This window comes from Vibrio sp. QJM3NY_27, assembly GCF_057785955.1.
Window position 1 is genome coordinate 1,693,214 of the sequence record NZ_CM173511.1, and the last position, 12,430, is coordinate 1,705,643.

Here is a 12,430-nt window from a genome sequence, read left to right on the forward strand (position 1 = left end):
ACTAGAATGGCGCACTTTTTTTATTTACGTACATACAGGTAATGAACATGAGCGATACTAATTCAAAACCAGCTTTACCAGATCATCTAGCAGGTAACCCACGCAGCCCACACCACGTGGCTGAGTGTTTCGAATACCCAATCGGCATTCGTCTAAATGGTAAAGAGCGTACTGATGTTGAAGAATACTGCATCAGCGAAGGTTGGGTTAAGATCCCTTCTCCAAAAGCGCTAGACCGCCGTGGTCAGCCAATGCTTATTACTCTAAAAGGCTCTGTAGAAGCTTTTTACATCGAAGAATAATCGCTTTGTGTGACGCGCTAATACTTCGTGTAGTTAGCAAATGTTTTGTCTAATTAGCCAACATAGAGTCACTAAGAGTTATTACTTGAAAGGGTCTAGAGAAATCTAGACCCTTTTTGTTTGCTAAATCTATTAGGCTTATTACCTTTACCAGGCGATACCAGCACCAATTGAGAATTCCAAGTCTTCACCTTCTGCTTTATCGAATCCTGCTGTCACTACAAAGCCGCTGTCCATAATATAGGTGGCATCTAAGCCTCCCACCTGTTTGGTTGATCTGTTAGAGAACTCGCGGCTATCTAAAGTTACGTCTGTATGTGTTCGCTTAATCCCGTAACCGGGAGTGATGTACAAGTTTTCGGTGATTCCAATAGGGGCGTGAAACTGATATTCGTTGTCACGTTGTTTGTATTCGTAAGATTCTTCGTCTTCGTTATAAGCCGAACGAGTAAATTCAATACCATAACCTATGCTACCCGGGCCGCGATATTTTATGTAAGAAGCAGACCAATCACGCCAACCACGTTCAGCCGATAGACCAAATGTAATCGCGGTTTCCTCTTGGTTTTGTTCATAGGCTTGTGCGTTAGACATAGTGAACAACAAGACAGCGGCTAATGTCAGAATGGGAAGCTTTTTGATGGTCATTGGATCTCTCGCTTATGTATACAAAATATCGGCGAATTCAAAGTATTGAACGCCAGTAGATTAGTAACCTAGTCCGGATCTTCCTTGAGCTTTTTGTTAGTGTTTTCTTCGTAGATGTTTTGAACGGCATCCTCTTAGGTTTGAGGATGCCTATTTGTTATGGGAATGGGGGTAATCGTTATTTTAAAGTACGTAGCTTATTGACCTGCATCTTTGCACGAACTTTGGTAACTTCTGCCTGAGAAGGCAAGTTGTCTTTAACCTTATTTTTAATATTCGCAACTGGGATAAAGTTCCACTGGCCGTTGTGATACTTGACCACAAATGTCTCGCGCTCTATTTCTTCACGGAACACCCAAACACCATCGTCTAGGCGTTTAAAGTCGCCAACTACATTTCCGCTAGTGTCTCTAACTGTCCAAAAGGTATGTTCAGTATCAAGATAAGATTCCTTCTCACCTGAGATCATCTTGTCACCAGACCTGATTGTCACATAATCTTCACGAACGATGATTTCACCGACAGGCTTGTCATCTACGTAGATGCTGTATAGCGTTTCTTCATCATTAGAACGTTGTTTAACGGCGCTTATATGAGCATCACCGTTGTCTTTATTAAAGAAAGGAATGTCTCCCAACTCAGGAATATGAACAAAACCTAAATCTGCTTGAGCTATTCTGTCTTTTAACGTTGGGGCATCGGCACCATAACCAGGGTCGGATTCAGGGTTCTCATAACCGCCATCGTTATCTGAATCATCTAGTCCAAAACCTGGATCGATATTTTCGAAACCATAATCACCATCAAATTGAGGTTGTGCTGGTTCTGAACCACCGCCAGATGAACAACCTGCTAAAACAGCTGTAAGAACGAGTGCGATAAGTGATTTGTTCATGATATTTCCTATCATTTGTTGAATTCGTAAGATGCTCACTGACTAACCTCACTACAAGGTGACGGGTATACACCTTGTGTATAGACATTGCTGCATCGCTTGAGGTGTACAATAAACAACCTTGGTAATTCGATAAATAAACGAAAAGAAATACAATACATCACGATCTGCTATGTGTTATTTATGCGATGCATTGCGCAAGCTTATATTCTGACTCATTCACTATGCATGCTCTATGTGTACCAATCTATTGATCTGATAACTACCACACTGAAGTTCCGAACATTCTGTTAAGTGAAATTGATAATAAATTGCTCACTCGAAAGTATGATTTATATACAAATGCCTTCCTCGAATAAGAAACCAACAAACAAAAACATGAAGCGCAGTCTAATTAAATGAAACTAAAGTGCTGTATTTAAGGTTATTTATTGTTAATGGCTATCTCTATCACAGAAAATAATCCTGAAGCACATACAATTCCCAGGCTTTCGAATGAGCGCTAAATTTTTTCGTTCGAGCATTTTATTTCTATCGCCCAATACACATGAGGTTCCTATGTTTGGAATATTCAAACCTATGGCGCATATCGATCGCTTATCTACCGATAAGATCGATAGCACCTACACACGATTACGATGGCAGCTTTTTCTCGGCATCTTTGTTGGCTATGCCGGTTACTACCTAGTCCGCAAAAACTTCAGTTTGGCGATGCCATACCTGATTGAGCAAGGGTACAGTCGAGGAGAGCTAGGGATTGCTTTAGCAGCAGTATCCATCGCTTACGGTTTATCTAAGTTTTTGATGGGAAGCGTTTCTGACCGTTCTAACCCTCGTTATTTCCTCAGTGGCGGCTTGTTAATGTCGGCGTTGGTCATGTTCTGCTTTGGTTTCATGCCATGGGCAACAGGCAGCATCACTGCAATGTTTATTCTATTGTTCTTGAATGGTTGGTTTCAGGGCATGGGCTGGCCGGCTTGTGGACGAACCATGGTTCACTGGTGGTCGCGTAAAGAACGTGGTGAGATCGTATCGGTATGGAACGTTGCTCACAACGTGGGTGGCGGCTTGATTGGCCCAATGTTCTTATTGGGACTGTGGGCTTTTAACGATGATTGGCGAACCGCTTTTTATGTTCCTGCATTTTTTGCCACTCTCGTTGCTATTTTTGTTTGGTTCACCGTAAGAGATACACCTCAATCTTGTGGCTTACCACCGATTGAAGAACACAAAGACGATTACCCAGACGACTACGACACGTCCCATGAGAAAGAAATGACGGCGAAAGAGATCTTCTTTAAGTACGTTTTCTCTAACAAGTTACTGTGGTCAATCGCGATTGCTAACGCGTTTGTTTACCTTATCCGCTATGGCGTACTCGATTGGGCTCCAGTTTACTTAAAAGAAGCAAAAGACTTCTCAGTAGATAAATCGTCTTGGGCTTACTTCCTGTATGAGTGGGCAGGTATTCCTGGAACGCTACTGTGTGGTTGGATTTCAGATAAGTTGTTTAAGGGCCGACGCGCACCAGCAGGGATCCTGTTCATGGTTCTCGTTACTGTCGCTGTATTAGTGTACTGGCTAAATCCGGCAGGTAACCCAACGGTTGATATGCTGGCACTTATCGCGATTGGTTTCCTTATCTATGGACCAGTAATGCTAATTGGTTTGTATGCACTTGAACTTGCACCTAAGAAAGCGGCAGGTACGGCTGCGGGTCTTACTGGCTTGTTTGGTTACTTAGGTGGCGCAGTTGCTGCCAATGCCGTGCTTGGTTTTATGGTTGACCATTACGGCTGGGATGGCGGCTTCATTATCTTGGTCGGTGCTTGTGTTGCTTCAATAATTTGTCTGCTTTATGCCTTCTTAGGAGAGCGTGAACACCACAAACAAAAAGAACTCGAACAACAGAAAGAAGCATTAACTCAGTAGTTCATTAACTGGACAACGTCATACTAATAAACAACAGAGGCAGGTATATCCTGCTTCTGTTTTATCAAGGGAAACAATAATGAAAACAACGTCACTGTCTCTGACTTTATTAGCTCTTAGCTTATCTGCAAATGCGTTCGCCGATCCTTTAGTGATTGCACATCGTGGTGCTTCTGGTTATTTGCCCGAGCACACATTACCGGCTAAAGCACTCGCTTACGCAATGAAACCTGACTATATCGAACAAGATGTAGTGATGACCAAAGATGACCAATTGGTGGTTTTGTATGATCACTATTTAGATCGCGTCACCGATGTCGCGGATCGTTTTCCAACACGCGCTCGTGCAGATGGCCGTTACTATGCGATTGATTTTACGCTTGCCGAGATCAAATCATTAAAAGTGACTGAAGGCTTTAACCTAGATGACCAAGGTAATCGAGTGGCTGGGTTCCCAGCACGCTTCCCTATGTGGCAGTCTGATTTTCGTGTCGCTACATTTGCAGAAGAAATCGAGCTGATCCAAGGCCTAAACAAGACCTTAGGTTATGACGTGGGCATTTATCCTGAGATTAAAGCACCTTGGTTCCATCGTCATGAAGGAAAAGACATCTCTAAAGCTGTGCTTGCCACCTTGCAACAATATGGGTATCTATCGAAAGACGACAAAGTGTATTTGCAGTGTTTCGACGCCAATGAATTGCAACGCATTAATGATGAGTTAATGCCAGCTATGGAAATGGACCTTAAGCTCGTTCAGTTGATGGCTTACACAGACTGGAATGAAACCATGACTTACAAGGGCGATAAAGCGACGCCGTACAGCTATGACTGGATGTTTGAGAAGGGCGGAATGGCAAAAGTCGCTAGCTATGCTGATGGTATTGGCCCATGGAAACCTATGCTGGTGGACGATGCATCGACCAAAGATAACATCATTATTAAACCATTGATGAAGTCAGCAAAAGACGCTGGCTTAGACGTTCACCCGTACACGTTCCGTGCTGATCCAGGAAGAATCCCAGCTTATGCTGATAACTTTGATGGCATGTTGGATGTCTTCTACAACCAAGTCAAAGTCGATGGTGTGTTTACCGACTTTCCGGACAAAGCGGTCGACTTCTTAAAACGTTAATTTCCTGCTCAGTTACGAGGTACTAGTAACGAGATACGAAGAGCTAAAAGCACAGCCTAAAGGCGCTTTTAGCTCTTTTAACTTTTTGGCTCTTCTTGTACTGGCCTCGAAATCCTACCCATACTCTTCTTTCTCAGCCCACATTTTGATATTCACTCGGTTTACAGCAATAACCTGACTTGATAGGTTACTCCCAATGCAGCCAGATGCTTAATCTATAAGTATTTATCGGCTCAACCTAATATTGAACTTGGAAAGATCATGGAAGAAAGAAGTAAAGCTTATCTTGATAGGTACCTCAACACATTGCCAGCGGACGTTGCCTCGCAATACACCTCCTTTAGTGCTGATTATTACTGCGCCGACGAGTACAACGCCAACCTTTGCGCGCAGTTGATTTTAAAAGGTGAAAAACAGGCGTCCTGCGGCCTTGAACACTGGTATACCTATGAAGGCGAGACGAGACCCATAGTAGGTCACTTACAAGTCGTCACCGATTGGGATGGTGAGCCTGTCTGTATTGTTGAGATCACGTCGGTGTCGTCGTGCAAATACAACGAAGTGAGTGCGGAGTTTGCTGCTGCAGAAGGCGAGGGTGATAAAACACTAGAATGGTGGAGAAAAGCTCACTGGAACTTCTTCTCTCGTGAATGTGAAGAACTCAAGATCTCACCAAGTGAAGACATGTTACTTGTGTTAGAGCGCTTCAAAGTAGTTTATCAGTAATACAGTAACCGTGAGTGTCTTATTGAATCACAAGGCTTGGCGCTTTAGGTGTCTTTGACTAAAGCAAGATAACTAGATACCGCACCGCTATTGTCCTTACCAAACGTCACAGCGACTCCACATTTGGGCTATGTTGAACAAAATAGCTACGAACTCTACTTTGATATCGCTTTCAACAACATTCTGTCCTATCAAAGAGATGGCCTATAGCGATAGAATCTGCCCAAAGCAAAAAAAAAAGAGGTAGAGAAGTATGAGCTCAACAATCAGAGAAGTCGCGGTAGAAGATGCACAAGGCATTATTGATGTATTGAATCCAATCATTATCGAAGCGCGTTATACGATCTTAGATCAGACTTTTACTGTTGATGAAGAAAAGGCATTCATTGAGTCGTTTCCAGAACGTGGTGTATTTAGCGTTGCAGTCAACGAGATGACAAGTCAGCTGCTTGGTTTTCAGAATGTAGAACCATTTGCTACTTACACTAAGGCCTTTGACCATGTTGGTATTATTGGTACTTATGTTGATGCAAATAGCCGTGGGCAGGGTGTTGCAAAACAGTTGTTTGATTACACATTCAAAGCAGCCAAAGCCAAAGGTTATGAAAAGCTTTTCGCCTATGTAAGAGCAGACAACGAGCGCGCGTTAGCGGTATACCTTAAGCAAGGTTTTGAAATAGTCGGAACGGCTAAGAAACACGGTAAGATCGGCGACCAGTACTTTGATGAGATCCTTATTGAGAAGTTTTTATAGGCTCGTTTAAATACTAGATAATTCATCGTATGCAGGAGGCAAGATGACAAAGCTAATCGAATTAACAGAAATAGTCTTATTCGACTGGGGCAATACGCTAATGGTCGATTTCCCCGACGCACAAGGGAAGATGTGTGACTGGGAAACCGTACAAGAAGTGAGTGGTGCTCGTGTATTACTGGCTGAACTCTCCAAAAATCATCAAGTCTATGTTGCCACCAATGCCGGTGATTCAAGTAAAAACGACATCATTCGAGCCTTTGAGCGTGTTGGCCTGTCTCAATATATCTTGGGCTATTTTTGTAATGCGAGCATTGGCTTTTCTAAGTTCGAACCGGAGTTCTATCCCGCCATCATTTCTAAGCTCGGTGTTGAACCACAACACATCACAATGGTGGGTGACACCCTAAAGAAAGACATTTACCCAGCACTTGAAGCGGGTTTGCAAGCGGTGTGGTTGAATACGGAAGGAGTTGAGCTTAAGTCAGAGCATCCGCGTATCGTGCAAGTTCAAAGTCTAAGTGCACTGTTGGAGAAGCGCGATTAACTACCTGATATTAAGTTCAGATAATTCGCTTGTCCGTTTTGACACCAACTTCTCATCTCTTTGTTATTTAATCCTCTAAGCTAAGTCTAGTTTCCACTATGAGGGCTAGGCTATGAATATCGAACGTCACGGAATATCGGTTGGAATTGAACGTGTTAGTGGTGAAACCATTGTTGTGTTTAAAGCGAAAGGTAAACTCACACATGATGACTATCAAGCAATGATGCCAATTCTAAATACCACGCTAGAAGAACTCGATTCATCCGAACTCAAGATGCTTGTCGACATCTCCACTTTAACGGGGTGGGAGTTGCGTGCTGCTTGGGATGATTTCAAATTGGGGTTAGAGCTCAATTCGAAGATAGACAAAATCGCGATTTATGGTGATAAAAGCTGGCAAGAATTCGCTTCAAAAGTAGGGGGCTGGTTTGTGTCCGGTGAGATAAAGTCATTCGAAGAGCATGACTCTGCGCTTCAGTGGCTAGTCGATTGATACTATTCGCGGGCAGCTAGAGAGTAGTTCGTAAACATCGCCAATGACAGTTGATGAGCATTGTCTCAAACGCTGTCATTTTTCGTTTTGGTTATGATATTTCCTATTCGATTCAATAGAGCATATTCATTCCAGCGTGTAACATACGCAGGCTTGGTTTGGTCGTGACTAGTAGCGCGGCCAGATTCAGTAAAAACGAGAATTAAAACAAAAATAAGGTCTAACGACATGCATAAGGTAATTGATAAGCTGGCTTGGATATTCATCAAAGACGGCAAGTTGTTGATGGTGAGATCAAAAGGCAAAGAACTGTTCTATCTACCGGGTGGTAAGCGTGAAGCGGGCGAAAGTGATGAGCAAGCACTGGTTCGCGAAATCAAAGAAGAGATCTCGGCAGATTTGGTGCCTGATTCCATCAAATACGTTGAGACGTTTACAGGCCAAGCTGACGGTAAAGCAGAAGGCGTATCGGTGCAATTGACTTGTTATCTTGCTGATTATACTGGCGAACTGTCTCCAGATGCCGAAATTGAAGAGCTTAAGTTTGTGGATGGCAACGACAGAGCAGTATGTTCACTGGCGGCACTGGTTGCGCTTGATTGGTTAGAAGCGAACCAGTATTTACCACTTATCAGTAAATAATGGTTCGTTAATACAAAACGACTGTTTAGTCAGGATCTTTATAGATCAGTGCTTATGAAAAGCTTGAAGGGCGACTGTCTTTCATCAGAATGTCGAGTTTTCTTTGAGCTTTCTTCGTGTCTTGTAAATCCACCACCTCAATCATTTCACACTCATCTCGTACCATCTCATTAATCAGGCTTGGATAGTGTCTGCAATCTTCTGGTCGGTCTAAGTAAATACTACAGGTGTACTTGGCTTGAGCCTTGGTGTCTTTCGTCGGAACTAGCTCCAGAAAAGGGCAGCGAGTTAAACGTTCACCAGATTCAGGGTCGAACCAGATCTCGCTTCCTCGAACATATTCAAAGATGTCTGGATTGAACAACTCCCACAAATCAATCTCTTCTTGCGTTGCGGCAAGGTCACCATCTCCGTATTTGATACAGCATTTCCCGCATTGATTACAATTTTTCATTAGTGACTTCATTGGTTGGTGAGCTTTTGTCATTTTACCACTGATAGGCGTGGCACGTTGACTTTGTTGTTCATGGTTAAACCGTTTCGGGAAGGGAGCCTAGAATAGAAGTGCTAAATATGACTTTTACAACCTAACACTACTCCAATCAAGGCTGTAAACAGTGATACAATTTGCGCCTAGCAAGTTATTAAACAAAGGTATAAAAATGAGAACCGTATACACCACCGAAGGCGACATTAACGCAAAGAAACAGAAAGACGCTTACCCAAAGTTGGCGCTATGTGATAACTGCGTTCGAGACTATGTGGTGATTGCTCAAGGCGAACGTACCTACAAGCCTTGTGCTAAATGTGGTGCCGACGATTAATGCGCCTTGATAAATACCTATGTAAAAGTACTGACCTAACCAAACTTGAAGCGATTGAACGCATCCATAATGGCGAGGTGAACGTATACAATGAAACAGTCACTGATGAATCTACTCAGGTTCATGAAAGCAACACCATCTTGTTAAATGGCACGCCGCTTAAGTTGCGAGAATTTCGATACCTTTTAATGCACAAGCCAGCCGGTACTATTTGCTCCAATATCGATGAGGTTTATCCTTCACTGTTCAATTACATCGAGATAGACAAAGCATCAGAACTGCACATCGCAGGGCGCTTAGATGCAGACACAACAGGCTTAGTCTTGATTACCGATGATGGGCGCTGGTCATTCAATATCACGCTGCCAACCAAGTCATGTAAGAAGGTCTATCGCGTGACATTGTCACGAGATATCAAAGACGATGTCGCTGACAAGTTCAAAGCGGGCATTCAATTGCAAGGCGAGCAAAAGCTGACACGTCCGGCAGAGCTCGAAGTGATTACCAGTAAAGAAGTGCTGTTGACCATTACAGAGGGTAAGTTTCATCAAGTAAAACGAATGTTTGCCGCGGTAGGGAATCGAGTTGTTGGCCTTCATCGTGAACAGATTGGTGATGTTCGTTTAGATGTTGAAGCAGGCCAGTGGCGTTATTTAACCCAAGCCGAAGTCGACTCATTTCAGCAGGGTTCTGAGTAATCGTTTAACCACTAGAAGCGTAAAGCGTGTCAGCACCAGAACATCAACACTATAAGGATGTAGGATGGAAAACCTAAAAGTCTCAGAAATTAAGTCTTTCGTACCCGCGAGAGACTTCGTTTTATCCAAGCGTTTTTACCAGTCAATCGGCTTCGAAGTGATGTCTGAATTTCACGATATCGCCTATCTGCGTCACGGCAGTTGTGCGTTCCTTCTGCAAAACTTTTATGAACCTGCGCACTGTCACAATTACATGATGCACTTGCTGGTTGAAGACGTAAAAAGTTGGTATCAACACATCCAAAACTCTAATGTAGTGTCGGAATTTGAAGTTACTGTTTCCGAGGTTGTTGAGCAGCCTTGGGGAATGCTAGAGTTTTGTATCACTGACCCAAGTGGTGTGCTGTGGCGTGTGGCTGAAAACATCAGGCCGCGTTAATTCCTCCAACTTGCATTGAGGCCAGTGAAAACTTCAAATTATTCATCTGTTTCTTTATTTATGCCGATATAAGGCAATGATCAAATAGGTTCAAACATGGATATAAAGGCTAAAATACACAGCCAAGACGTTTACTACTGTGACGACGTTGATTTGGTTGCTGAGCAAACTCAATGCTTAGAAGTGCTATACGATTTTAACCACACTCGTCCTAGTGAAGGGGATAAACGACAACAAATCATGAAGCAACTGTTCGCCGAAGTCGGTGAGGGCTGCTACATCGAGCCGCCGTTACGCGCGAACTGGGGGCGTCACACCCACTTAGGCAACAACGTATACGTTAACTTCAATCTAACTCTGGTCGACGACACAGACGTATTCATCGGCGACAACGTGATGATTGCTCCTAACGTGACCATCGCCACTGGCACACATCCCATCAGCCCTGAACTCAGGCTAAAAGCAGCGCAGTTCAATGTTCCTGTTCGTATTGGAAACAACGTATGGCTTGGCGCGCACACCGTCGTACTTCCCGGTGTCACCATTGGTGAAAACTCAGTAATAGGCGCAGGCAGCATAGTCACCAAAGATATCCCAGCTAATATGGTCGCAGTCGGTAACCCATGCAAAGTGATACGCGAAATAAACGAACGCGACCGAGAGTATTACCACAAAGATCACCCCATTCCAGAAGAGCTTAAGTAAGTTATCTTAACCAGATTCTTTATGTGGGAGTTTGGTCATACTAGACAGAGTGGGTCTGCAATTAAATACAGAATTTTTCTGTCTAATAGCGTTATGAGTCCGAGTTCAATTGAATACCTCAGGAGAATGTGGTGATTGAAATTTATTCAGATGGGGATTCGACTATTTGGGTTCCTGTAGCAAATCGTTCCGAAAAGTTTGGTTGTAGGGCTTTTCTGCCTGTATCTAACTTGGATAAATATATCTATGGCTATAAAGCTAAAGAAGGTAAGTCAGAAGGTGACTACTTATCAGCTTTGACTGATATACAAAGGTGGCACTTAAATAATGAACAAGCTGAGTTTCTTATAAAAAATGGAACTGAATACCAAAATCAATACCGAGCGCGCTGGCGACATGGAAGAAAAGTAGGTTCTCCTATACTTGGACCAACACTTGGTTGGGTTGAGGTGCTTTTTGAAGACTTATATGAAATTACCGCTAATGAACTAACTGAAAATCTAGAAAAATTTGGGGTAAATATATCAGGAAATTTTGTATGTAATATTAGTTCTTACGAATTGGCACCTATAACTGTTTACGATGACAGTGAGATTGAGCAAGCATTACCAATAGTAATAGCCAAGTTAGGAACTAGGACTCCTAAGGGACAACAAGTTGTAAACAAAAGAAAAGCCGAGGTAACTCAATATCATCGTGACGTTACAGTCGTTGCGTATATTCTAAAAGCCTCGGGGGGTAATTGTGAGCTATGCGGTAGCAAAGCCCCGTTTGTTAAGGAGAATGGGCAACCATACTTGGAAGTTCATCATGTAAAATTTTTATCTAAGGGTGGTTCAGATACAATCACAAATGCAGCGGCACTTTGCCCTAACTGTCATAGAGCATTGCACAATAGTATTGATAAAGAGAATTTACGAGAAGAATTATATAGGAAAGCCACTAGGCTTGTGCGTGAAAACTCATAACAAACTATTTAAGATTGATTCGCAACGCGTGGTATTTTTACGATGCGATGCGATGCGATGCGATGCGATTTGTGTTTAAGGTGGTATACGGCGGCTTCGTATGGTGTTGCTCACACGCTAATTTGGCGTTAGCGTTCTAAGGAGATCATAGTGGCTAAATTATTACTAGTTATTGATATGCAAGAAGACTTTTTCCAGCGGGGTAGACTCGCTGACAAAAGAATAGAATTTACTCGCTCATTGAACGCGTTGGTACACGCATTTCGTAGAGAAAACCAGAAGATTATTTGGGTGCGTCAAGTCTTCAAAGAAGATTTGTCAGATACGTATTTGGCGTTAAGACAATCGAGTCAAAAATGGACTATTCAAGGTACTAGTGGTTGCGAGCTACTAAGTGAGTTAGTTCGACATCCAAATGAACATGAGATTATCAAAAAACGTTATAGTGCTTTCTTTGGAACAGATCTTGATGCGATCTTGAATGAAATATCACCTACTGAAATTGTGATTGCAGGTGTAAATACTCATGCATGTGTGAGAGTCACTGCTATTGATGCTTATCAACGTGACTACCATTTGTTATTGGCCACAGAGTGCATTGATTCATATGATCAAGGTTGCCACGATGAATCATTTGGATACATGGTAAATAGTGGTATTGGAGTTCCTTTATCCAATACTGAGATCATCGATAGATTGAAAAGCTAATAATTTGTTTAAGC

17 protein-coding genes and 1 pseudogene are annotated in these 12,430 nt (G+C 42.7%); 15 read left to right on the forward strand and 3 right to left on the reverse strand.

Features of this window, described 5'->3' with window-relative positions:
* Window positions 1–47: 47 nt before the first annotated feature.
* Window positions 48–302 (forward strand): DUF3297 family protein, encoded by a 255-nt coding sequence (locus AC3CIA_RS07630; protein ID WP_004733911.1) that lies wholly within the window; start codon window positions 48–50, stop codon window positions 300–302.
* 147 nt (window positions 303–449) lie between these two features.
* On the opposite strand, the gene AC3CIA_RS07635 is transcribed toward AC3CIA_RS07630, so the two are convergent.
* Together AC3CIA_RS07635 and AC3CIA_RS07640 are read right to left on the reverse strand one after the other, a co-directional pair.
* A complete protein-coding gene (locus tag AC3CIA_RS07635; RefSeq protein WP_114633482.1) occupies window positions 450–950 on the reverse strand; it encodes a hypothetical protein in 501 nt (166 codons plus the stop codon).
* A 178-nt stretch (window positions 951–1,128) separates the two neighbouring features.
* Window positions 1,129–1,845 carry a membrane lipoprotein lipid attachment site-containing protein gene (locus AC3CIA_RS07640; protein WP_488518826.1) on the reverse strand — a complete coding sequence of 239 codons (717 nt, stop codon included), beginning with the start codon at window positions 1,843–1,845 and terminating at the stop codon, window positions 1,129–1,131.
* A gap of 558 nt (window positions 1,846–2,403) precedes the next feature.
* On the opposite strand from AC3CIA_RS07640, the gene glpT reads away from it, so the two are divergent.
* The 8 genes and pseudogenes from glpT (at window position 2,404) to AC3CIA_RS07680 (ending at window position 8,074) form a co-directional block, all read left to right on the forward strand.
* Complete coding sequence (glpT, locus tag AC3CIA_RS07645; RefSeq protein ID WP_114633484.1) at window positions 2,404–3,777, forward strand: glycerol-3-phosphate transporter; 1,374 nt, start codon at window positions 2,404–2,406, stop codon at window positions 3,775–3,777.
* A gap of 79 nt (window positions 3,778–3,856) precedes the next feature.
* The gene (glpQ, locus tag AC3CIA_RS07650) at window positions 3,857–4,912 is read left to right on the forward strand and encodes a glycerophosphodiester phosphodiesterase (RefSeq protein ID WP_488518827.1); all 1,056 of its coding nucleotides are present in this window, start codon (window positions 3,857–3,859) and stop codon (window positions 4,910–4,912) included.
* Window positions 4,913–5,173: 261 nt separating this feature from the next.
* Complete coding sequence (locus AC3CIA_RS07655) at window positions 5,174–5,638, forward strand: ASCH domain-containing protein (RefSeq protein WP_171316267.1); 465 nt, start codon at window positions 5,174–5,176, stop codon at window positions 5,636–5,638.
* 75 nt (window positions 5,639–5,713) lie between these two features.
* Window positions 5,714–5,848: pseudogene (locus AC3CIA_RS07660) on the forward strand (D-2-hydroxyacid dehydrogenase family protein); the annotation flags it as partial.
* Window positions 5,849–5,891: 43 nt separating this feature from the next.
* Window positions 5,892–6,392, forward strand: coding sequence for a GNAT family N-acetyltransferase (locus AC3CIA_RS07665; protein ID WP_171313092.1), 501 nt, complete (start codon window positions 5,892–5,894; stop codon window positions 6,390–6,392).
* A 43-nt stretch (window positions 6,393–6,435) separates the two neighbouring features.
* Entirely contained in the window at window positions 6,436–6,939 is a 504-nt protein-coding gene (locus tag AC3CIA_RS07670) for an HAD family hydrolase (protein ID WP_488518828.1), read from the forward strand.
* A gap of 112 nt (window positions 6,940–7,051) precedes the next feature.
* Window positions 7,052–7,432 carry a SpoIIAA family protein gene (locus AC3CIA_RS07675; protein ID WP_146454522.1) on the forward strand — a complete coding sequence of 127 codons (381 nt, stop codon included), beginning with the start codon at window positions 7,052–7,054 and terminating at the stop codon, window positions 7,430–7,432.
* Window positions 7,433–7,660: 228 nt separating this feature from the next.
* Window positions 7,661–8,074, forward strand: a complete 414-nt coding sequence (locus AC3CIA_RS07680) for an NUDIX hydrolase (RefSeq protein WP_488518829.1) — start codon at window positions 7,661–7,663, stop codon at window positions 8,072–8,074.
* A 52-nt stretch (window positions 8,075–8,126) separates the two neighbouring features.
* On the opposite strand, the gene AC3CIA_RS07685 is transcribed toward AC3CIA_RS07680, so the two are convergent.
* Window positions 8,127–8,528, reverse strand: a complete 402-nt coding sequence (locus tag AC3CIA_RS07685; RefSeq protein ID WP_054546373.1) for a YkgJ family cysteine cluster protein — start codon at window positions 8,526–8,528, stop codon at window positions 8,127–8,129.
* A 208-nt stretch (window positions 8,529–8,736) separates the two neighbouring features.
* Here AC3CIA_RS07685 and AC3CIA_RS07690 point away from each other — a divergent pair, with 208 nt between their 5' ends.
* The 6 genes from AC3CIA_RS07690 to AC3CIA_RS07715 all read left to right on the forward strand — a co-directional run bounded on the left by AC3CIA_RS07690 (window position 8,737) and on the right by AC3CIA_RS07715 (window position 12,416).
* A complete protein-coding gene (locus tag AC3CIA_RS07690) occupies window positions 8,737–8,898 on the forward strand; it encodes a hypothetical protein (RefSeq protein WP_012604036.1) in 162 nt (53 codons plus the stop codon).
* Window positions 8,898–9,596, forward strand: coding sequence for a pseudouridine synthase (locus AC3CIA_RS07695; protein WP_488518830.1), 699 nt, complete (start codon window positions 8,898–8,900; stop codon window positions 9,594–9,596). The genes AC3CIA_RS07690 and AC3CIA_RS07695 overlap by 1 nt, the downstream gene beginning before the upstream one ends.
* A 64-nt stretch (window positions 9,597–9,660) precedes the next feature.
* Entirely contained in the window at window positions 9,661–10,035 is a 375-nt protein-coding gene (locus tag AC3CIA_RS07700) for a VOC family protein (RefSeq protein ID WP_017078093.1), read from the forward strand.
* 96 nt (window positions 10,036–10,131) lie between these two features.
* The gene (locus AC3CIA_RS07705; protein ID WP_488518831.1) at window positions 10,132–10,740 is read left to right on the forward strand and encodes a sugar O-acetyltransferase; all 609 of its coding nucleotides are present in this window, start codon (window positions 10,132–10,134) and stop codon (window positions 10,738–10,740) included.
* Window positions 10,741–10,871: 131 nt separating this feature from the next.
* A complete protein-coding gene (locus tag AC3CIA_RS07710; protein ID WP_171308220.1) occupies window positions 10,872–11,708 on the forward strand; it encodes an HNH endonuclease in 837 nt (278 codons plus the stop codon).
* Window positions 11,709–11,858: 150 nt separating this feature from the next.
* Window positions 11,859–12,416, forward strand: coding sequence for a cysteine hydrolase family protein (locus tag AC3CIA_RS07715; protein WP_488518832.1), 558 nt, complete (start codon window positions 11,859–11,861; stop codon window positions 12,414–12,416).
* The last annotated feature ends 14 nt before the right edge of the window (window positions 12,417–12,430 follow it).